The following is a 21,400-nucleotide window of genomic DNA, read 5'->3' on the forward strand; positions in this document are numbered from 1 at the left end:
TGCCAGTGGTTCCGGCGCCAAGCGCGATGACGGAGGCCTGATGTGCGGCTTCGTGGTGGTTCTCAACCGAGGTGCGGCCGGGTGCGACCCCTGCACGACGATCGAGCACCGCGGCCCGGACTCATCCGGGCATCAGGACCTCCACGGCCCGGACTGGCACGCGTCACTGCACTTCCGCCGACTCGCGATCGTCGACGTCGGCCCCCGCAGCGACCAGCCCTTCGGCGACGCCGAGCGAGGGTTCCTCGTCTACAACGGGGAGATCTACAACGTTCCCCAGATGCGGAGCACGCTACGGTCCCGAGGCGTCCGGTTCACCACCGAAGGGGATACCGAAGTCCTCTATGAACTGCTGCTCCAGCCCGATGCCGCAGGTCTGCTCGGTCAGGTCGACGGAATGTTCGCTTTCGTTCAGGTCCTGCCCGACGGACAGGTGCGATATGGGCGCGACCGGCTCGGAATCAAGCCTCTCTACGTCGCCTCGGACACTTCGGGCGGCATCGTCGCCCTGGCGAGTGAGGTTGCTCCGCTGCGCGCGATCGGCCTCGCCGACCATGTCGATCCCGTGGCCGTCGCGCAGGGGGCGATGTTCCTGTGGACGCCTCCCCCTCGCACGGGCTGGCTCGGCGTGCGTGCGGCACCGATCGGCTCCGTGCACTGCCTGCGGCCCCCCAGGTACGCACGCCCTCGGCTGGTCTGGCAGGCGGAAGAGACCGCGCCGGCGCAGGACATCGGTGAGGCGGTGCGCGAGTCGGTGCGACGCCAGGTCAGGGCGGATGTCCCGGTGGGGCTCCTGCTGAGCGGGGGAGTCGACAGCACGTGGCTGGGCGTGGAACTGCACCGGGCGGGATTCTCGGGCCCCGTCTTCTCGGCGCGTGAGGCGTTGCCGCGGGAAGGCTCGGCGGAGCCCTTCGAGGGTGACGCCCCGTACGCCGAGAGGGTGGCCCGTCGCCTCGGCGTACCGCCGCACTGGGTGGATCTCGATGTCGACGTACTGCGACAGATCCCCGAGATGGTAAAGGTGATGGAACTACCGTTCGGCGACCCGGCAGCCATCGCGCTCATGCGCCTGGCGCGGGCCGCCCGCGACGAAGCGACGGTGCTGCTTTCCGGGGTCGGTGTGGAAGAGATCTTCCTGGGATACGAGCGGTACCAGGCGGTGCGGATGCTGCAGCGGATTCCGGCGTCCGGTCGGCTCCTTCTCGGGCGGGCGTCGGCGGGTCCGGTCCCTGGGAGATTCCGCGAACGCGTGGACAAGCTCGGCCGCATGTGCGTCCTCGGTCCTCGCGACTGGGCGTGGGGGAGCCAGGCCTACTTCAGCCCCGAGGAATGGGCACAACTGTCTTTGAAGGTCGACCTGGACGAGGTCACGGCAGCCCATCGTGACATCGTGGACCCTCTGCTGGCGGCGGGAGCGAGCCCACTGAGCGCGGTCGCGGAGTGTGACCGACGGCTGTTCCTGCCGGGCCTCAACCTTCTGTACGCGGACCGTGCGTCCATGCGGGCCAGCGTGGAGCTGCGGGTGCCGTTCCTCGGCGAACCGGTCATCGCCTCGGCGCTCGCCGTGCGGGCAGAGGATCAGCTCCGGCCCGGGAACGGCAAGGCACGGTTCCGAGCCGCCGCGTCGGCCGCGGGGGTTCCCGACTTCGTCACGCGGCGTTCGAAGACGGGTTTCGGAGCCCCGGTCCGCTCCCTGCTGAGGCAGCACGGGCGGCACCTCTGGTCGCGGGTGCGGCAGGCAGGGATCTTCGACGAGCTCCTCGACCGGCGGACCGCCGACTGCTTCGTATCCGAGCACGTGTCGGGGGAACGCGAGCGCGGACTCGCCGTTTTCGGCCTGTTCTGCGCGGCGATGTGGTGGGAACGGAACGTCGACGGTGACGGGAGGGTCGAGGAGGCCCTCCAGGGCTACCGAGCGGCCGCGCCCTGACCTGTCGCCGGACGGTTTCCGGGGTTCGTCCCCGCGCCCGCCTTGCCGACCGGGAGGACGATCTCTGCTGCGTTCACGGCACGCCGGTATCCGATGAGGTGGACGAGCAGGTTGACGGCAAGGGCCAGAAGGCTCGCCCACGCCGCTCCCGCGGCTCCGAATGCCGGAATCAGCAGGAGATTGAGGACGAGGTTGGACACCGTCAGGGTGATCGCCGCGGTGCGCAGGCCGGATCCGAGACCATGCGCCGTCAGGAAGGTGTTGAACAGTCGGGTCACGGCGCCGATCACCTGCGCCCCAGCTAGGACCGGTACCAGGCCCGCCGCCATCAAGAACTTCTCGGAATAGACCAGCCGAACCAATGGCTCGGCCAGCACGCTCAATGCGACGGCCGGTACGGCGCTCATCGCGGTCACCGCCGCGACCCAGTGCAGCTCCACACGAGGTTGTCGGGTGAACCGCCCGAAGAGCGCCGTCGCCAGCCCCGCACCCGGAAGCCCGATGGGGAACGCGAGCGATGCGGCGCACATGTAGCAGGCGAACGAACGCGGATCGCTGCCGGCACCGAGCATCAGTGTGTCCATGTGGTACGTACCCATACTCAGTACCCGACCGATGTAGGCCGAGAAGCCAAATTCACGGGCACCCCGGACCATCCGCGCCATGGCTTCGCGAAGGCCGCAGAACAAGGGCTGGAGGTACGCCAGGAGCGCGGCCCATCCGGCGAGCAGGAACAGGGCGTCCGTGAGAAGAACCCCTGCCGGCGTCAGTCGTACCCCCAACGCCGGCATGGTCGTGAGCACGCAGAGGAAGCCCGTCCGCGAGAGTACGGAGGCGATGGAGTAGGTGTGGAGCCGCCCGAGTCCCTGTGCTGTTTGCAGGCACACGAAGTCGAGGGGGTAACCCACGGAGACAAAGGCCACCAGTCTCAGAGCCGGGCCCGCGTGAACGTTGAAGCGGGCGTCGACGATCCAGGACAGAGCGAAGACGGTGAAGCCGAACAGGACCGACACCGGCACGAGGAACGCCACGACCGCGCCGGTGATGCGACGCCGATCCGCCCGATCCGAGCACGCCAGCATCCGCGCCGCGGGCAGAAACAGCCCGAACTCGAAGAACATCGCGCTGAACAGCAGCAGTTGTTTGCCGAAGGCGTAGTTCGTGTAGGCGTCCACGTCCAGGGTCCTGGCGAGCAGCGCCGATGTGAGCATGCCGAGTCCGCCGAGCAACGCACTCGAGCAGGCGAAGCCGGCGGCCTGACGAATCGTCGGGGAGGAACAGGCGGTCCTCACCTTGGCGCGCGTCCGCACGGCGGCGCCGACGCCGCCGGTCATGAGGCCGACTCCACGAGCCGCGCTCGAACCGCACGTTCCGCGCCCGCCCGCGTGGCCTGTTGCCGAGCTGGGCGCCGCTGGGCCGTGTCGACGGCCGACGCGGCGAGTCCCAGGAGCACCGCCAGCACGACATTGCTCGGCCCCAGAGGCAGCATCGTCAGCTCGACGGAGAAGGCCAGGTAGGCCAGGGCCCCGGCGATCACGGCGGCGTGCAGCACTTGGCACGTCGCATCCTTACGTGCCGCCCGGCCGAGCCGACGGAGCATTCTGGTGCCATATCCGCATACGGCGAGGAGGGCCGTGAATCCCAGTACACCCTGTTCCGCCAGGGTCCCGACGAACGAGCTGTGAGGAGACTGCACCGACCGCACACCCCACACCACCTTGGCGCCGACCCCTCTTTGTGCCTCGACGAACTGGTTGATCCCCACTCCGGCGATTGGGGCCGAACGCCAGATGTCCAGACCTACCTGATAGGTCGCGAACCTGCCGGCCACGTTGGCGGTGTTGCCCATTCGGGCACGAAAGAGGTCGCTGTCCTGTAGCGGTACGAAGAGGATCAGTGCCCCCAGGGTCACGGCGACGGCCATGGCGGCGAGTCTCAGCCTTTTCCCGATCCGTAGGCCGAGTCCGAGGAAGACGACCAGCAGAGCGCAGGCCCAGGCCACCCGGAACAGCGAGAACGCCATGCCCATGATCTGTACGGCGGCCAGCAGCGGGCCCACGAGGGCCGGAGCCCCCTTCCGGCGTGAGCCATCGGTGCTCGCGCTCGTCCACCAGAACAGCGTCGCGGCGAGCGTCAGGGCCAGGGTGAGCGCATAGACCTCCGGGTTTGTGTAAGGCCCGGAGACGCGGACGAACCCGGCGACCTCGGTGTCGGTTCGCACGACTCCGCCGCTGAAGGTCGCCAGCTCGTATCCGAAGAAGTGCTCTGTGATGCCGAGGAGGGCCACGCAGGTGCCGCAGACCATCAATCCCGCCGCCCACGCCCGCAGTCGCCCGGGGCTGTCCGCCGTACGGCGGCAGACCGCGAAGGCGATACAGGGGAGCAGGATCGCGTCGATGAAGATTTGCAGCGCGCCCAGGGTGCCCGGGTGAGTGGTCAGGGCACGGAAGAGGAAGACAACCGCGAACACCGTGAACGCTTTGACGAAGGCTCGCACACCGGTTGCACCCGGCCTGCCGACTCCCCTGGTGAACAGGAGCATGAGAGCCAGGGCACTCAGGTACGCACGGTCGAACGTCAGCAGCGCCCCCGACTGCGGATAGCGGGCGAAGGGGTAGAGGACGGGAGAGAGAACCAGCCAGACAAGGCCGGCGGCGAGCGGCCTCCGGCTGGCCACCAGGGCGAACGCCGTCACCATCACAACGGAGAGAAGGACTGTCGAGGGCACGCTCGGGGAGAGGAGGAAAGCGCCCAGTGTCGCCGTGCCGGCTCCTGCCAAGAGGACGGGGCAGACGGTCGAGAGGTTGAGTTTCCGGGCCTGATTCGCCGTCATCGGGGCGTTCACCTGTTGCTCCGGGCCACGCACAACCCGGTCGGCGCGTCGAGAAACGGGGCCGGACTCCGTCGCGGCGATGTCCACATGGGCGACCTCGGGACGGCGGCGTAACGTGGCCCACTCGCCCCGTCGGGAGATCCGTGAGTCACAGCGGCCGACACGCAGTTCACGAACCCGGCGCACGGCCAGGAGCCGCCTGGCCGCTGTCCTGCCTCTGCGCCCCGTGTGACGGACACCGCTGAGCGCGCCGAGTCCGTCACATGGGGCGCAAGGTCCGGTCCGGTCCAGTCGCCGTTGTCCCGGAAACGGAAAAATCGATCAGCACATTTTTCGAGTTCTTCGGGGGGCCCCAGGGGGGATTCGGATTCACGTGCCGTCACATCGCCGCTATTCCAAACACTCACTGGATCTCCAAATATCCGTCCGGCCACGTCGTTCTTCCGCGCCGAGTCACGGAGAGACACGCTAGTCTCACAAGCTCCTCTACGATGCTGGGCGACGCACCTTCCCGGCCGAATTGCCACGCCGAATGAGCTGCTCGTGTAAGAAGCCGTTCGTTCGGGCGCGCTGCCTTGCGTCCACCTGCTTGAGATTGTCGGCTGTGTGACCATCCTGACGTGGTGTGGCATCGCGAGCCGGAATTCATTGCCGTTGTTTCGGGTCCTGGCGTCTGCTGTATCACCGGAGTGAGAGGGCGACATGCGAGAGAAGGAAATCGCCGAATTCTGGTCGGCGCATCCGTGCGGTGATCATCTTGTGGGCGGGGCGTCCAGAGGTGGCCGATGTGAGTACGAAGAATTTTTCACACGGTATGACACATTCAAGTACCGATTGGAGCCGCACATTCCGGGGTGCCTCGATGGTCTCGATGTCGCCGGTCGGCGGGTGCTCGAAATCGGCCTCGGCCAAGGAGCGGAGTCGGAACAGCTCATTCGCCGCGGTGCACTGTGGACGGGTGTCGACCTCACCGAGACTTCTGTGGAAAGGGTCAGAACACGGCTGACCCAGCGCAACCTTCCCTGGGAGGGATTGCATCGTGCGAATGTCCTGGATCTTCCATTCCCGGCGGATTCTTTCGATCTGGTCTTCAGCCACGGCGTGCTCCACCATGTTCCAGACATCCTGGCGGCCCAGCGAGAGATCCACCGGGTGCTCCGCCCCGGAGGCGAACTGGTGGCAATGCTCTATGCGCGATGGTCGCTGAACTATCTGCTCTCCATCGGCCTGCTCCGGCGGGCCGCGCTGGCGGTGATCTATCCTCTGGCCCGCGCCGGTCTGTTCAAGCCCTCCGGCGTCGTCGGTGCACATGTGAGGAACGCGCGCCGGGCGGGGCTGTGCAGCTATCTGAGGATGCGGCAGTTCATCCACCACAACACCGACGGGCCGGACAACCCGCACTCACGCGTCTACGACGTGCGCACGGCGCGTCAGCACTTCCCGGACTTCTCTCTCGTTCGGGTGCACAAGCACTTCATGCACGCACCGCCGCTGCCAGTCCACCCTCTTCCCGGTGGCCGCGTCGCGGGCTGGCACCTGTGGGTCCACATGAGGCCGAAGTGACGGACCGATGAGTCGGCGGCGACGAACACCTCCGAGACGACCGCGGAACGGTGCGGTCCCGCGACGAAGGACCGGTAGGCGCCGGTGTTGCTGTCAGCAGTGCGCGGGCACTCGGACGCGGGCCGGCAGATACCCAGCAGCGTGAGCCCGGCCGACGACGCACCGTCTTCTGCGGTTGGACGATGCCTGCGCTCAGCTGACCGGCGACGTGCTGGCGGGCTACGAGGCGGCCGCCGTCGGCTGAACGGCCACGGCGGCGGGCTGTGGCCGCCTTGGCAGGGCGGTGTGAAGAGCGGTCAGCGCGTCCAGAAGGGGAGCGGTGCTCCACCGGGGTGATTCCCAGAGGGCCCTGTTCTCGTGGGAGCCGCCAGCCCGCGTGTCCGTGTTGAGGCCCGGGTAGCGGTCCACCACGGCCGCCAGCACGGCGTACGCGAAGTCGGCCGCGGCGAAGCCGTGTTCGGCCGCCCACGCCGCCATCCGTACCGCTGTCGCGTCGTTGTTCGGGTCCCGTCTGCTCCGGCCGTCCGCGAAGTAGCGGGGCAGGGGGCCGTCGAACAGGTGCCGCAGGTAGTAGGCCACTCCCCGTTCGAGGGAGCGTCGGACGTCGACGCCGAGCAGCGTTCCCGCCTGTTCGAGGCGCAGCAGCACGTACCCCGTGTGGAAGCCGTCCACCCAGCCCAGCCGCGGGCCCCGTCCGTAGGGCCACGAGCCGTCGGGGCGCTGCCCGAGCAGACTCACCTCGACGGCACCGTACGCGGCATCGGTCAGGCGGTTCGCCAGATCGGCGGGCGGCGTCCCGGTGCGGGCCAGGCGGGCGGCGAGCGCGGCACCCATGAGGTTGGCGTTGTGGACGAGGACGTCACTGGCCGGTGTGTAGGTGAAGAACTCGCCGTTGTACAGGTGTTCCAGGAGCCCGTGAGCAAGGCACCGTACCGCCTCGTCGTCGAGCGTCCCGGTGTCCAGACAGCCGTCCGCGCAGAAGGTGGTGGCCACGAGGTTCGGGACGGAGGCGGGGTAGTACGCCCAGCGGGTCTGCACGTCGAACTCGTAGCGCCACAGCCCGGCGTGGCGCCCGGACAGCTGCTCGGCGGCCGCCGACCGGCCCAGTCGGAGGGCTCGCTCCCGCCACACGGGGGAGGACGAGAGCCGGGCGCAGGCGCCGGCCGCGGTTCCGGCGGCCGTCGCGGTGCGCAGTGGGTGAATGCCCAGGGCCGGACGCAGGTCGATCCGGCTGCGTTTGACGGTCTGCAGGAGCGCCTGCCGAAGCACACGGTGCACGGCAAGCCGTCCCAGCGGGCCGGTCAGCCCGTCGTACGGGTCCGGGCCCGCCCAGTCGCGGGCGTCGGCCCACCGGAAGAGCCGGTCCGCCAGGGCGAGCACGTCCGTGGCCTCGTTGGGCGAGCCGAGGCGGCCCGGGGCACGGTGGTCCGGGCCGAAACGGTCCCGGGGCGAGTGGTCGGTGGGGATTCCGGTCGGCATGGGCCCTCCAGGAGGATCGCCGGTGCTGGTGGATGTCCGTGGACGTCAGTGGATGCCGTCGGTGCTGTCGGGCGTGGTGGCGGGTGTGGATGCCGTCGGTGCTGTCGGGCGCGGTGGCGGGTGTGGATGCCGTCGGTGCTGTCGGGCGCGGTGGCGGGTGTGGATGCCGTCGGTGCTGTCGGGCGCGGTGGCGGGTGTGGATGCCGTCGGTGCTGTCGGGCGTGGTGGCGGGTGTGGATGCCGTCGGTGCTGTCGGGCGTGGTGGCGGGTGTGGTGGCGGGGCGGGCAGCCGCTCAGTAGGCGCCCCTGCCCGCCACGACGGCCCCCACCGTCCGGCACAGCACCCCGAGGTCCCCCGACGGGGACCAGTTGTCCACGTACCTGAGGTCCAGGGCGACCGTCTCGTCCCAGGAGAGGTCGGAGCGGCCGCTGACCTGCCACAGGCCGGTGAGTCCCGGCTTGACGGCCAGCCGGCGCCGCTCCACCTCGTCGTAACCGGCGACCTCGTCGGGCAGCGGCGGTCGCGGACCCACCAGGGACATGTGTCCCCGCACCACGTTGAACAGCTGGGGCAGCTCGTCCAGGGAGCAGCGGCGCAGCACCCGGCCGACGCGGGTGATCCGCGGATCGCGGCGGATCTTGAACATGCGGCCGTCCTGCTCGTTGGTCCCGGTCAGCTGATGCCTCAGCCGCTCCGCGTCGGCGACCATGGTGCGGAACTTGGCCATGGTGAACGGTTTTCCGCCGCGTCCGATGCGCGTCTGCCGGTGCACGACCGGGCCCGGGGAGTCCATCCGAACGGCGAGGGCCACCGCCACGAACACCGGGGCGAGCAGCACGATCAGCAGCGCCGCGCCCAGCCGGTCCGTCACCGACTTGAGCAGCGTCGCAAGCCCCCGCCTCAGGGGCGGGGCCACGCTCAGCATGGTGATCCCGGCCACGGAGAGGACGCCCACCCGGCGCCCGGCAACCTCGGTCAGACCCGGTACGACAACGAGCGGGCATTCCTCGCCGTGCAGCGCCCACGACAGCCGCCGCAGGCGTGTTCCGTTCATGTACGGTCCCGGCACGACGAGGACCACGTCCGCGTAGAGCCGCCGGGCCGCCGCCAGCACCGGGGCGGAGTCGGCCGACGGGCGCGGCGGTGCCTGCCGGCCGATACGGGTGGCGACCGGGGCCAGTGCGTGCGGGTCCTCGTCGCCGATCGGGCACACCCCGACGACGACGAACTCGTGGTCCGTCCGCTTCGCGAGGTGGCTCACCAGACCGTCGACGGCGTTCGCCTCCCCGATCACCAGGGCCCTGCGGACGGCCCGGCCGTCGCGGCGTCGCGCGGCCAGATGGCGGTGGATCAGATTCTGTACGGCGGCGCTCATCGGGGCGCAGGGCACCAGGGCGGCCAGCGCGAGGAGGAACGGGGACTCCTCGCCTGTCGCCGCCCGCACCACCGCGAGCAGTCCGACCAGTACCAGCCAGTCCTGCAGCGCGGGGCCGATGTTGTCGCGCTCACCGAGACAGCGCTCGCCGTAGCGGTCCCGTGCGCCGCGCACGAGAAGCCATGCTGCGGCCGCCACCATCGCGTAGGCCGCGGCATGCGTGCCGCCGGTCAGCGCGAAGGCCAGATACACCGGCACGGCGGCGCCGGTCACGTCGCCGATGACGGCGGCCGGCGCGTACCAGACGGGCTTGCCGGTGCGGCGGCCGGTCGGCGGCCGCTCCCGGATGACCTGTGCCTGCGCAGGTCTTGCCACTGGTACGTGGGGCATCGTCTCCCCGAACAGCCACATTCGCCCTCCAAGCGCATCAAAAAAGGACTATTCGAGTGTGAATGGCCGCCCGCCGAACAGCGGGGCGCGACGCTGGGCTGCGGGCAACTCTCACCCGATGAGCAGATCTCCATGCCTGGTGCATATGCAGACGCCGGGTCCGAGAGGCGAGAGTCCCCGGCAGGGCGCTTCCGCGGGAGGGTGCTGGAGGGTCGCACGGGGGCGTGCGGACCTTTACGAGCCCAGCCGCCTTGGCATGCGCGGGGGCCGCCCGTTCGTCAGCCCGAGACCAACACCACACGGAACATTCTGGGCCAGAACTTCCCCGTGATCAGGAACTGATCCGTGCCGGGGACCGCCGCGATACCGTTCAGCGTGGCCCCCGGGACGAGTTCGTCGTCACGCAGCAGGCCCGAGGCGTCGATGCTCGCCGTCACCGCTCCGGTGGCGGGATCGATGCGCACGATCCGGTCGGTGAAGAGCACGTTCGCATACACGGCGGCACCGACGCACTCCAGCTCGTTCAGCTCCGTCACCGGGCGACCCCCTTCGGTCACGGCGACCTCGCCCGTCTTCGCGAGCGTCCTGGGGTCACGGAACGTCAGCCGTGACGAACCGTCGCTGGTCACCAGCCGGTGCCGGGCCCGCTCGAGGCACACGCCCCAGCCCTCGTCCCGGTACGGGACGCGACGCAGCTCCGCGAGCGTCCTGGCGTCGCGCTCGATGGCGGTCCGGTTCCGCCAGGTGAGCTGCCACAGGGTTCGGCCGACCACGGTGATGCCCTCACCGAACAGGGGCGCGGGGAGTGCCGTGCGGACCGTGGGCTTCTTGCCCAAAGGCCCTGCCCGTACCGAGGACCGGCTGGAGATGCCGGTGCCTTCGTAGAGCGTGTCGCCGGCCATCTCGAGTCCCTGGGTGAACGCCTGCGGGTCGTGCGGAAAGGTCTTGAGCACCTTGACCCGCAGGTGCTCGACCCGGTGGGCGGCGACCCGCCGCCCACCCGCGGCCCCGCCTGCCGGGTCGTCCGGGGCGCGCTCTGCCGCCGCGCACGACGCGAGCAGCAGGACACCCACGAGCACGGCCGCCCCGGTGCGGCACGGGCGCTCAGACACGGCAGGAACCGCCCGGTCGCAGAGTGGCTTGCAGCGGCGTCACCAGGGACTGCCGCAGAAGGACCGGGGCGCCGTCCGCGTGCGGCTCCAGCAGGTGCAGCACCAGCGTGCGGCGGGAGCGGGCGGGCAGCTCCAGGTCCAGCGTGTACACGGAGTGGCCACGTTCGACGCCGGGCGCGAGCTGCGCCGGACGGCCGTCCAGGGTGGCGCCGGTCAGGGTGGCGCCGACGCCCGCGTAGTACGACACCAGGAGCCGGTTGTCGCCCGGCCGGGTGCGGTAGGGAGGGGAGTCCCCCCTCAAGGTCACATAGTCGGGCAGGCCGGAGGCCGGCGCCCGGTTTGTCAGGGTCATGATTGCTGTGACCGTGCGGTCGCCGCCGGAGCAGGCGCCCGCTTCCCAGGTCAGGCTCCGGTCGAGGTAGTAGTCCAACTTGCCGCCGGCCGCGTTGTTCACCACCAGCCCCGCGAAGGGGCCGGGAGTCTCCGGAAGCGTGCCCGCGTAGGGGCGCGACTCGATGAGACGTTGCTCCGCCGCATGCGCGCTCCACACCTTCAGCCGTCCCTCCCGCTGGGCGTCGTTCAGGGCGACGAGCAGGGCGGGCAGCCGGCGCATGTCGCCGGTCGACGTGATCAGGGGTCCGGCGGCGGCGCGGGCCGCCTCGACGAAGAACGCCTTGCGCCGGGCGACGTCGTCGTACATCGCGTAGCTGGCCCGTTCGGTGAGGTCCACGACGTTGTCGGCGGTCAGCTCGGTGCCGCCCGCCATGCGGGCCGGGCCGGTGACGCGCAGCAAACGGCTCAGCGTGGCGGGGTCGACGGCGAACACGCCGTCCACGCGCTCGCCGGTATGTTCGCGCCACGCCGCGGCCCAGATGCGCGCCGCGTAGGGGAAGTGCGGGCTCATGTTGGAGTTGGCCCACACGCGGGTGGGCTCGCTGCCCTGGTAGCGGGCCGTGAAGTCGGCTCCCAGGTCGAGGTCCGTCTTCGTCGTGGCCATCTCGGTGTTGTTGCCGAACCGCTCGAAGGACAGATGCCCCCGGTCGGCCGACAGCACGGCGAAAGCCCCCGGAACGCCCCCGGTACCACGCGCCTCGGCGATGTTCTGGAACGCGAGGAAATAGCGCCGTTCCCCTTGGGCGCCGAGCATGGGCGGCAGGACGCGGGCCGCCAGGGAGGCGTCGGTCATCACCGGGCCGAGGCGGTCGACCTGCCGCGCGAGCCCGGCCCGGGCCCGGTCGGCCGCCGGCAACCAGGTGGACCGGGGCAGCCCGTGCACGTCGGCCTGCACCTCGACCGCGGCGCGGGCGGCCCGGACGACTTCCGGTGCGTGCTTCTGCAAGGTCATGAGGGCCTCGGACATCCCGTCACCGCGGCTGTCCGGCGTGGGCGCCGGCAAGGCTCGCACCAGCGGGGACAGCACATCGCCGGCCAGCCGGTCGGCCGCATACGCGGCCCCGCGCACGGTCCTGAACGGGCCGCCGAAGAAGGGCAGCGCGGCTGCGGAGTACCAGGCCGGGCCGGTGGTGAGGCGATGCGCCCGAGCGGCGTGGGCAGCGGCGGAACGCACTTCCCGCTCCCGGGCGGACGCGGGCACGGCACCGGAGGCGGCACCGGGCACGGGCGCCACCGACTGCCGCAGCGCGTCGAGGTCCCGTCCTGCCGCGATCAGCTCCGAACGGGCGAGCAGCCCGGTGACACCGATCCAGACGGCGCCGGCCAGGGGAAGCGCCGCGGCGGCCAGCAGGGTGTTCCTGAGCACGCGACGGCGGCCCGGTGCCCCCTTGCGGGAGCGGCCGGGCCCGCGCATGCGGAAGGCGTCTCGGCCGGGGCCGGGACGCCGTGGTTCCGCCGTGCCGATGTCCTGCTCCGTCATGAACTGCGGCGACGGCGCACGGCCAGCATCGTGCCCCCGCCCGCCGCGACCAGCCCCGCCGCGGTGCCGCCCAGCGCCAGCGCCTTTTCACTGCCTGTTTCCGCGAGGTTCGGGCGGTGATGGGGTTTCCACGAAACGCCGGATTCGCCGCCTGGCCGACCGACCCTGCCCTGCACCCTGATGCGGACCGAAAGCGTCAGGCTGGGGTGGCGGGCGATCAGTTTGAACGTGTGGCGGCCCAGCACGGTGCGCCTGGGGATGGTCACCGTGCCTCTGACGACTCCTCTCCTGTCCGCCCTGTACCTGCCCAGGTCGACTTCCTTCGAGAACAGCGCCGCGGTGACCAGCTGCCTGGCGGCGAAGCCGGTGCCGCGGAAGGTCAGTGCACTTCCGGCGGGCAGCGTGGTGCGGCTGAGGGTGAGGCTCGGGGGCGGTGGCGGGTACTGCGCATGGGCGGTCTGCGCCCCCACCAGCGGTGCCGCGACGAGCACGGCAGCAGATGCTGCCGATGCCAGAGCAACCCGCCATCTGGGCGGTGTCGTCATCTTCTTCACTCTCCTCGACTTCAGTCCGGGCCAAGCCGCAGCGTCGGCCGTGAGCAGGATCTGGGTACCAACATCTAGATACATGGAATAAATGGGATATATAGGTACCGACTGGCGTGACGCCCGCCAGAAGCCACCGGATGGTGGAGCGCTCACTTCCCAATGGCCCACGTTCGGCGGGCCGACACAGGGGTGGCTCCCCCGGTTGACGTGCGCGAGTCCCTATCGTCGGCTGCGTACATAGGGAACAGAACATTCCATTTCGGGTGGTTCCCTCGGTCCCATGAGGGGTGCAGCTTGGATCTCCACGGATTCCTGAAGGCTCTTGCCAGACGCTGGCCGACCGTCGTGGTCTGTCTCGTTCTCGCGACCGGGGCGGCGCTCGCCGCGACGAGCTTGAGCACACCCGTCTACGAGGCGAGGACCCAGCTCTTCGTCGCCACCCGCACCGGCGACGACACCGCCCAGATGAACCAGGGGCAGAGCTTCTCGCAGGCGCGCGTTCAGTCGTACGCCGCGATCGTGACCACCCGTCAGGTGACCCGGCCCGTGGTGAAGGAGCTGCGACTGCGCACCACTCCGGAGGAACTGGCGTCGCGGATCACCGCCGTCGCCCCGCTCAACACCGTGCTCATCGACATCACCGTCCGGGACACCGAGCCCGAGCGTGCGGCGCGCATCGCCAACGCCGTGGCGCAGCGGTTCAGCGCGGTCGTCGAGCGACTGGAGGCGCCCAAGCCCGCGCCCGGCTCGGAGCAGTCAGGAAAGAACCGCCGTACGGGCGACGGCACTTCGCCCGTCTCCCTGGGCGTCACCCAGGAAGCCGTCGCCCCCACCGGTCCGGTCTCACCCCGCCCGCTGCTGAACCTGGCCGCAGGAGTGCTCGGCGGCCTGCTGCTCGGTGCCGGACTCGTCACCCTGCGCGAGACCCTCGACACCACCCTCAAGACCAGCGAGGCGCTGGGCGAGTTCACCACACTGCCGGGTCTCGGCACCATCCCGTACGACAGGAACGTCCCCAAACAACCGCTCGTCAGCGCCGACGGGCACTCCCACCGTGCCGAGGCCTTCCGCAAGCTGCGCACCAACCTGCAGTTCGCGCAGGTCGACGAGCCGCCCCGGATCATCGCGGTGACAAGTTCGATGCCTGGTGAGGGCAAGACCAACACCGCGGTGAACCTCGCCCTCTCGCTCGCCGAGGCAGGTCTCTCCACCTGCCTCGTGGACGGCGACCTGCGCCGACCGTGCGTGGCGTCGACCTTCGGTCTCGTCCAGGACGCCGGTCTGACCACCGTGCTCATCGGACAGGCCCGCATCGAGGACGTGATGCAGCAGGCCGACGGCCGGCTCTCGGTTCTCACCAGCGGCGCCGTACCGCCGAACCCCACGGAGCTGCTCGCCTCGGCGCGCATGGAAGAGGTACTGCGCGAACTGGCGGACACCTACGAGGTCGTGATCGTCGACACCGCGCCGCTGCTGCCGGTCGCCGACACCCTCGGACTCGCCTCCTTCACCCAGGGCGCGCTGCTCGTCGTCCGAGCCGCGAAGACCAGCCGGGAACAGGTCCGCACCGCCGCGGAATCGCTGGACCGCGTGAGTGTCCGCGTCCTCGGCACCGTCTTCAACATGGCTCCGGTGCCCCGGGGCGATCGCTACGGCACCTACGGGTCGTACGGCGAGCTGCCCGCTCCTCGTGTGTCGGACCCCCGGAAGGAAGCCGCCGCGGCGACACGTCTCGCGAGCGGGAAATGACCCGGGTCCTGTTCGTCTGCACGGGCAACGTGCACCGCTCGGTGCTCGCCGAGCGGCTGCTGTCCGCGAGGCTTCCGCCCGGTTCGGCCCTGAGGCCGGAGAGCGCCGGAACGCAGGCGCGGCCCTGGTCCGGCATGGAGGCCTCCACCAGGGCGGTACTGGAGGAACTGGGCGGTGACGGCTCCGGCTTCACCGCCCGCCCGCTCACCGCGCGACTCGTCGCGGGAGCAACGCTGGTCCTCGGGCTCGCACGCGAGCACCGGGAGGCGGCGGTGCGGCTCGCGCCGTCGGCGATGCGACGCTGCTTCACCCTGAAGGAGTTCGTGCGGCTCGCCGTGGGGGGAGCCGATGAAGTGCGGGGCGGGGAAAGCGCGGCGACCGCGCAGGGCGGCGTACCTGACGGCGAGGTCCCGCGGGTCGTGGACGGTTTCGACGCCGTGGTCGCGGCCCCGGCCGGCCGTCGGGGTGCCACCGCCCCGGTCCCGCCGGCCGAGGACGACATCTCGGACCCGTGGGGGAGACCCCATTCTGTCCTGTACGGATGCGCCCGCGAGATCGACGGGGCGGTGAGCACGCTCGCCCGGCTGCTGACCGGCGGGGCGAGCGTCTGAACCGGGGGTCCATCGGGGAGTTCGACCGCGAGCGAGAGAGGGTTTCGAGAAGGTCCGGCCCGGGTCCGCATCCCTGGCCTCCGGACACAGGGACTTCTCCGGTCCGCGGTCACAACCAGCCGTTGCGCTTGAACCCCCGGTGGATGACGAAGCACGCCGCGGCGATCACCGTGAGGGCCAGGGGGTATCCGAAGCGCCAGTGGAGTTCGGGCATGTGGTCGAAGTTCATGCCGTAGACGCCGCACACCATCGTCGGTACGGCGACGATCGCGGCCCAGGCCGTGATCTTGCGCATGTCCTCGTTCTGGGCGACGGAGACCTGGGCGAGGTGGGCCTGGAGGATGGAGTCGAGGAGGCCGTCGAAGGCGGTGATCTGTTCGGTGACCCGGGTCAGGTGGTCGGCGACGTCACGGAAGTACGCCTGTATCTCGGGGGCGATGAGGCGCATCGGCTCGGTCGCCAGGATGTGGAGAGGGCGGCCGAGGGGGACCACCGCGCGTTTGAGTTCGAGGAGTTCGCGCTTGAGCTGGTACATGCGGCCGGCGTCGGCGCCCTTGGCACCGCGGGGTGAGAAGACGGACGTCTCCACCTGGTCGATGTCGTCCTGGACGGCGTCCGTGACGGTCAGGTAGTCGTCCACGACGTGGTCGGCGATGGCGTGCAGCACCGCGGCCGGGCCCTTGGCCAGCTGCTCCGGCTCGGCCTCCAGGTCCTCGCGCAGGGGGCCGAGGGAGCCGTGCCGTCCGTGCCGCACGGTCACCACGAAGTCGGGGCCTGCGAAGACCATGATCTCGCCGGTGTTCACGACCTCGCTGGTGGCGGTCAGTTCGGCGTGTTCGACGTAGGAGACCGTCTTGAAGACGGCGAACAGGACGTCGCCGTACTGCTCGACCTTGGGGCGCTGGTGGGCGTGGACCGCGTCCTCGACGGCGAGCGGGTGCAGGCCGAACAGTTCGGCGACCCGGGCGAACTCCGTCTCGGTCGGCTCGTGCAGCCCCAGCCAGACGAAGCCCTGGCCGCCGCGTTTGCGGACCCGGGCGACGGACTCCTCGACGCTGGGCGCGGCCTCCTGGCGGACGCCGTCGCGGTAGATCACGCAGTTGACGACGGCGGAGCCGAGCGGGGAGCGGGCGGGGTGACTCAGGTCCACCCGGCGTCCGCCGCGTGCCAGACGGGCGACTTTGCGCAGGTTGCCGACCATCGACATGCGGTACTCCTTCCCCGGATTTCCCGGAACGGACGGCCAGTGTGCCAGCAAGGGGTAAGACCGACGTCAGAGCCCGGTTCGAGCGTGCGCCCCGCGCCCGGCCCCGCGGTGCCGGGGGCGTCAGGGGGGCGTCAGGAATCACACCCGCGCCGTCAGGCCCGCGCCAAGGCGTCGGTCCGCCGCCGCCCCGCGGCCCTTCGATGGCGGACGGGTACGTGTGTGGACCGACGCCGAGGAGTGCGCGAGCGATGAGCGAGGAAGAGCGGGGACCGCGCGTGGTCGCCGGAGCGAGCGGTTCGCCGGGGAGCCTGGCGGCCCTGCGCCGGGCCGCCGACGAGGCCCGGCGCGGCGGGGCCGAGCTGCTGGTCGTGATCGCCTGGGAGCCGCCCGGTGGTGACTTCGCCCACCGCAGTGCGCTCAGTCCACTGCCGATGGCCACGCTCCGGCGGGACGCCGGCCGGCGGCTGCTCGCTGCGCTCGACACCGCCTTCGGCGACGCGGGGCCCGGGGTCCCGTACCGGGGTCTTGTCGTACGGGGCACACCGGGGCGGGCGCTGGTCGAGACCGCCGACCGGGCCGACGACCTGCTGGTGGTGGGCCCGGGGTGCCGAGGAAGGCTGCACCGGTCGCTGTTCCCGTCCGTCGCCCGGTACTGCCTCGCGCACGCCGTCTGCCCGGTGCTGGCCCTGCCGCCCTCGCCCCTGTCCCGCGAGCTCGCCTCGGTGCACCGCCGTATCCGGCTGTGGCTGCCGCTCGACGCGCGGGAGCTGACCGAGGACAGGTCCTGAGCGACCGAGGCTCCCACGTCAGGGGCGCGTTACGGGTCCGGGGCAGCGCGTCGGGCCTCCGTCAGCGAGAAGCACTGTCCATGGCCTCCGGCTACAACCTCGTCGGCCGCTCGCCGATGGTCGCGGTGTCGGACGGCATCGCCCGTGTCCTCGTACGGCGTGAGTCGCTGGACGACATGGGCCGCCGGGACATCGGTCTGTGGGGCCCCTCTTCGGGATCAGGCTCCGGCCCGGCGGCCGGTTCAGAGGCTGAGCCGGTACGGCACCACGCAGACGACCACGTCCGTACGGGCCCGCAGCGCGGCGGCGAGGAGCAGACCGCGCTGGTTCTGGAGGATCTGGTAGCGGCGGTGGAGGGGCTCCACCTCGGGGATGAGGACGGCGATCTGCCGTCCTCCCTCCTGCGCCCTGCGGACGTAGTCGACGATCGGTTCCACGAGCGAGCGCTGCGGGCTGTCGACGACATCCAGGCGTACACCCGGGTTCCAGCGCTCCCAACTCTCCCTGAGGGCACGGACCTTGGCCGGGTCGGCGTGCACGGCGACCGCGACCGCCTCGTGCCCGAGGGCGCGGGCGGCGGACAGCGCGTGCTGGGTGAGTCTGCTGACCTCGCCGACCGGCACGATGACGAGGGAGTCGCCGACGCGCACGGGCGGCGGGACCTCGCCGAGTCCGAGTTCCCGGCCGACGGTCGTGTAGTAGCGCTGGATGCGGTCGAACAGCAGCATCAGCAGCGGGATGGCGACGACCACCACCCAGGCCCCTTCCAGGAACTTGGTGGTGAGCAGGACGACGCCCGCCACGGCGGTCAGTACCGCGCCGACCCCGTTGAGGACCGCGCGCCGCAGCCAGCCGTGCGGACGCTGTCCCGCCCAGTGCCGTACGAGACCGGTCTGACTGATGGTGAAGCCGATGAACACGCCGATCGCGAAGAGCGGGATCATCCTGTGGGTGTCGGCGTTCACGGCGATCAGGAGAGCGGCCGCGAGCAGGGCGAGGGTCACCACGCCCCAGCGGTACACCGGCCGTTCCGTGCGCAGCCCGAAGAGGTGCGGCAGCCGGTGGTCCTTGGCGAGCAGGCTCATCAGGACGGGCAGACCGCCGAAGCTGGTGTTCGCGGCGAAGGCGAGGGCCAGGGTGACGATGAGGTTGGTGGCGTAGTACGGCCATCCCGTCCCGTACGCGCCCGCCGTCAGCTGCGCGAGTACGGTCACGCCGCCGCGCGGGGCGACATGGTCGCGGCGGATCAGCAGGGCCATGCCGATGAGCATCAGACCGAGCAGGGCGCCGAGCATCAGCTCCGTGCGCTGGGCGCGTTTGACGCGCGGCTCGCGGAAGGAGGGCACGCCGTTGGCGATGGCCTCGACTCCGGTGAGCGCGGAGCAGCCGGAGGAGAACGCCTTGAGGAGCAGCAGGACGCTCAACGCCTCGGTGGCGTGGACGGGCCGGTCGGTGCCGACGACCGCCACGGGATGGCCTCGCACCAGGCCGAGCACGACGATGCCCAGGATGCTCACGATGAACAGCACGGTGGGCAGCATCAGCACCCGCGCGCTCTCGGCCACACCGCGCAGGTTCACGGCCGTGAGCAGGGCGAGCCCGATCAGGCAGATCGCGAGCAGGTGCGAGCCGAGCACCGGGAACGCGGAGGCGAGGCTGGCCGCGCCCGCCGCCAGACTGACCGTCACGGTCAGCACGTAGTCGACGACCAGGCTGGCCGCCGCGAGCAGGCTGACGGTCGGTCCGAGATCCTTCTTCCCCACCGCGTACGCGCCGCCGCCGTCCGGATGCACGGCGATCACCTGTCCGTACGACACGACGAGCACCGCCAGCAGTCCGGCGATGACGAGCGTCACCGGCAGCGTGGCGGACAGCGCGCCCGTTCCGGCGGCGATCAGTACGAGCACGATCGCCTCGGGTCCGTACGCCACCGAGCTCAGCGCGTCCAGGGAGAGCGCGGCGAGCCCCTCGACGCTGGTCAGGTGGTGCTTGTCGCCCTCCCCGTGCCGCAGCGGAACTCTCGGCCGCAGCTCTCGGCGGGCCAGGCCGTACGCCATGGGGGACCTCGCGGGGGTGGGGGTGTCTGAGGTCAGTGTGACCGGCGTGGTGCGGGGTGGAGGGGCAAGGACGCGCCGGGGCCGCGGCGGACCGAAGGTGCGGGGCGCGCAGTCGTGTTGCCGCCGATCGGGTAGTACCCGAGGCGCGGTGCGGGCGGGGGAACAGCCGCTCGTCCCTGGTGAAACAGCAGGTCAGTGGAGTCTGACGAGTCATCGGTTGGCCGAATGGGCCGGGTGGACGCGGCCTCGGGGGTGCGCCAGGTGAGCGGCTCGAGTGGTGCGCGGAGCCTGGCGGATTGACGGTGGATCACGTCGGGGTCGGGTTCTCACGAGCTGACGCAGTGTCAGCTGCCTGGCTGCGACGGAAGGACTCCGAAGATGCGATCTGCCCGCATGCTCCTCGCCACCGCGACGGCCACGGCCGCCCTCGCGATCGGCGCACCAGGTGCCCTCGCCGCCACGGCGGGTGAAGGGGGCCACGATGACTCTTCCTACAGCAAGGAGCGCGACAAGCCGAACGGGGGGGTGCACGCGGGCGGCGGAGCGCTGACCGCCGTGCGCGGTGACGACTCGAGCAGGGACGACTCCGGCTCCGACCACGGCAAGAGCGACTCCGGCTCCGACCGTGACAAGGGCGACTCGTCGGACTCCGAACACGGCAAGAAGGGCGGCTCCGACCACGGCAAGGGCGACGACTCCGGCTCCGAGCGCCGCGGGCCCCGCGGCGGCATGCACACCGGCGGCGGCGCCCTCAGCGCCGTACGCAGCGACGACTGGAACAAGGACGACGAGAAGTTCGACCCGGAGACCTACAAGGACAAGGGCGACAAGGGCGACAAGGGCAACGACGACTCGGGTTCCGGCCGTGGCAAGGACGACTCGGACTCGGAGCGCGACAAGCCCCGCGGCGGCATGCACACGGGTGGCGGTGCGCTCGCCACGACGGGGACGACGGCCGGTGGGCTGGCGGTCCTGGCTCTCGCCGGTGCGGGCGTCTACGTGGTGCGCCGCAGGCGTGCGGCGGACGGCCTGTCCTGATCCATGCCTGACGACATAGCAGCCCGGGCCGCCTCCTGCGCACAGCGTGGCGGCCCGGCTGGTTGCCCCGGTGCCGCGCCGGCGCCGCCGCCGTAGTCCAGTGAGTTGTTCCGTACGTGTTCCAGTGAGGTGGTGCCCGATGGCATCCCGGTTGTCCTCCCCTGTCGAGCCACAGTCCGTGACGCCGATCCAGGGCCCGCGGCCCGGCGTGCCGTTGTTCGTGTGGTGCGTCGGAATCCTGGTCCTGGCGCTGAGCCTGTTCGGCGGCCATGGCAAGCCCTCCGACCTCTCCGACCCCTCGGCCAAGCCCCATGCCGCGGCGGGCCACGCACCGTCGTCCTCGGGCCGGCCGGCGGGCAAGCATCTGCCGCGGTCCGAGCCGACGCGGCTGCTCATCCCGAAGATCGACGTGGACGCCCCCTTCACCGAACTGGCAGTCGACGCCGCGGGCAAGCTCCAGCCTCCGACCGCCGACGACACGAACCTGGTCGGCTGGTACGCCAAGGGCGTGTCCCCCGGCGAGCCAGGGGCCGCGATCATCGCCGGTCACGTCGACACGACCACCTCCGCGGCCGTCTTCGCCAACCTCAGGGAGTTGGAGGAGGGGGACCAGTTCACCGTGAAGAGGGCCGACGGGCGTGACGCCACCTTCGTGGTCGACAGCGCCGACACGTTCGCGAAGGACGACTTCCCCGACAAGCGCGTGTACGCCGACACCCGCGATGCCGAGGTCCGGCTGATCACCTGCGCCGGCGACTACGACCATTCGGCGAAGGACTACACCGAGAACCTGGTGGTCTTCGCCCACCTCGTCTGACTGCGCGTGTCCGCACGGCCGCTGACGTG

General features: G+C 70.7%; 16 protein-coding genes. 7 read left to right on the forward strand and 9 right to left on the reverse strand.

The window, feature by feature from the left end:
• Positions 1 to 40: 40 nt before the first annotated feature.
• On the forward strand, positions 41 to 1,930 hold the full coding sequence (asnB, locus tag ABZ656_RS01095; protein WP_360263206.1) for an asparagine synthase (glutamine-hydrolyzing): 1,890 nt from the start codon (positions 41 to 43) through the stop codon (positions 1,928 to 1,930).
• Here asnB and ABZ656_RS01100 read toward each other — a convergent pair.
• Positions 1,909 to 3,264 carry a polysaccharide biosynthesis C-terminal domain-containing protein gene (locus tag ABZ656_RS01100; protein WP_360263209.1) on the reverse strand — a complete coding sequence of 452 codons (1,356 nt, stop codon included), beginning with the start codon at positions 3,262 to 3,264 and terminating at the stop codon, positions 1,909 to 1,911. The genes asnB and ABZ656_RS01100 overlap by 22 nt on opposite strands.
• Positions 3,261 to 4,763, reverse strand: a complete 1,503-nt coding sequence (locus ABZ656_RS01105) for an O-antigen ligase family protein (protein ID WP_360263212.1) — start codon at positions 4,761 to 4,763, stop codon at positions 3,261 to 3,263. Before ABZ656_RS01105 ends, ABZ656_RS01100 begins: the two co-directional genes overlap by 4 nt.
• A gap of 702 nt (positions 4,764 to 5,465) precedes the next feature.
• On the opposite strand from ABZ656_RS01105, the gene ABZ656_RS01110 reads away from it, so the two are divergent.
• The gene (locus ABZ656_RS01110) at positions 5,466 to 6,326 is read left to right on the forward strand and encodes a class I SAM-dependent methyltransferase (protein ID WP_360263215.1); all 861 of its coding nucleotides are present in this window, start codon (positions 5,466 to 5,468) and stop codon (positions 6,324 to 6,326) included.
• Positions 6,327 to 6,545: 219 nt separating this feature from the next.
• On the opposite strand, the gene ABZ656_RS01115 is transcribed toward ABZ656_RS01110, so the two are convergent.
• From ABZ656_RS01115 to ABZ656_RS01135, 5 genes are all read right to left on the reverse strand, one after another.
• Positions 6,546 to 7,805 (reverse strand): hypothetical protein, encoded by a 1,260-nt coding sequence (locus ABZ656_RS01115; protein ID WP_360263218.1) that lies wholly within the window; start codon positions 7,803 to 7,805, stop codon positions 6,546 to 6,548.
• Between the two features lie 293 nt (positions 7,806 to 8,098).
• Entirely contained in the window at positions 8,099 to 9,571 is a 1,473-nt protein-coding gene (locus tag ABZ656_RS01120) for a sugar transferase (protein WP_360263221.1), read from the reverse strand.
• 278 nt (positions 9,572 to 9,849) lie between these two features.
• Positions 9,850 to 10,683, reverse strand: a complete 834-nt coding sequence (locus tag ABZ656_RS01125; protein ID WP_360263224.1) for a glutaminyl-peptide cyclotransferase — start codon at positions 10,681 to 10,683, stop codon at positions 9,850 to 9,852.
• Positions 10,676 to 12,556 (reverse strand): DUF4012 domain-containing protein, encoded by a 1,881-nt coding sequence (locus tag ABZ656_RS01130; protein ID WP_360263227.1) that lies wholly within the window; start codon positions 12,554 to 12,556, stop codon positions 10,676 to 10,678. Before ABZ656_RS01130 ends, ABZ656_RS01125 begins: the two co-directional genes overlap by 8 nt.
• Positions 12,553 to 13,110, reverse strand: coding sequence for a hypothetical protein (locus ABZ656_RS01135; RefSeq protein WP_360263230.1), 558 nt, complete (start codon positions 13,108 to 13,110; stop codon positions 12,553 to 12,555). The genes ABZ656_RS01130 and ABZ656_RS01135 overlap by 4 nt, the downstream gene beginning before the upstream one ends.
• 288 nt (positions 13,111 to 13,398) lie before the next feature.
• Here ABZ656_RS01135 and ABZ656_RS01140 point away from each other — a divergent pair, with 288 nt between their 5' ends.
• Both ABZ656_RS01140 and ABZ656_RS01145 read left to right on the forward strand, forming a co-directional pair.
• Positions 13,399 to 14,853 (forward strand): polysaccharide biosynthesis tyrosine autokinase, encoded by a 1,455-nt coding sequence (locus tag ABZ656_RS01140; RefSeq protein WP_360263233.1) that lies wholly within the window; start codon positions 13,399 to 13,401, stop codon positions 14,851 to 14,853.
• Positions 14,850 to 15,464 (forward strand): low molecular weight phosphatase family protein, encoded by a 615-nt coding sequence (locus ABZ656_RS01145; RefSeq protein WP_360263236.1) that lies wholly within the window; start codon positions 14,850 to 14,852, stop codon positions 15,462 to 15,464. The genes ABZ656_RS01140 and ABZ656_RS01145 overlap by 4 nt, the downstream gene beginning before the upstream one ends.
• A gap of 109 nt (positions 15,465 to 15,573) precedes the next feature.
• Here ABZ656_RS01145 and ABZ656_RS01150 read toward each other — a convergent pair whose 3' ends face one another.
• The gene (locus ABZ656_RS01150; RefSeq protein ID WP_101399985.1) at positions 15,574 to 16,671 is read right to left on the reverse strand and encodes a magnesium and cobalt transport protein CorA; all 1,098 of its coding nucleotides are present in this window, start codon (positions 16,669 to 16,671) and stop codon (positions 15,574 to 15,576) included.
• Positions 16,672 to 16,919: 248 nt separating this feature from the next.
• Here ABZ656_RS01150 and ABZ656_RS01155 point away from each other — a divergent pair, with 248 nt between their 5' ends.
• Positions 16,920 to 17,459 carry a universal stress protein gene (locus ABZ656_RS01155; RefSeq protein WP_360263240.1) on the forward strand — a complete coding sequence of 180 codons (540 nt, stop codon included), beginning with the start codon at positions 16,920 to 16,922 and terminating at the stop codon, positions 17,457 to 17,459.
• Between the two features lie 242 nt (positions 17,460 to 17,701).
• On the opposite strand, the gene ABZ656_RS01160 is transcribed toward ABZ656_RS01155, so the two are convergent.
• The gene (locus tag ABZ656_RS01160; protein WP_360263243.1) at positions 17,702 to 19,516 is read right to left on the reverse strand and encodes an APC family permease; all 1,815 of its coding nucleotides are present in this window, start codon (positions 19,514 to 19,516) and stop codon (positions 17,702 to 17,704) included.
• A 378-nt stretch (positions 19,517 to 19,894) separates the two neighbouring features.
• On the opposite strand from ABZ656_RS01160, the gene ABZ656_RS01165 reads away from it, so the two are divergent.
• Positions 19,895 to 20,554, forward strand: a complete 660-nt coding sequence (locus ABZ656_RS01165; RefSeq protein ID WP_360263246.1) for a hypothetical protein — start codon at positions 19,895 to 19,897, stop codon at positions 20,552 to 20,554.
• Between the two features lie 139 nt (positions 20,555 to 20,693).
• Positions 20,694 to 21,371: a class F sortase gene (locus tag ABZ656_RS01170; RefSeq protein ID WP_101399981.1), complete on the forward strand. Its 678-nt coding sequence runs from the start codon at positions 20,694 to 20,696 to the stop codon at positions 21,369 to 21,371.
• Positions 21,372 to 21,400 lie beyond the last annotated feature (29 nt).

It is taken from the genome of Streptomyces sp. NPDC007095, from assembly GCF_040634475.1.
GTDB lineage: Bacteria > Actinomycetota > Actinomycetes > Streptomycetales > Streptomycetaceae > Streptomyces.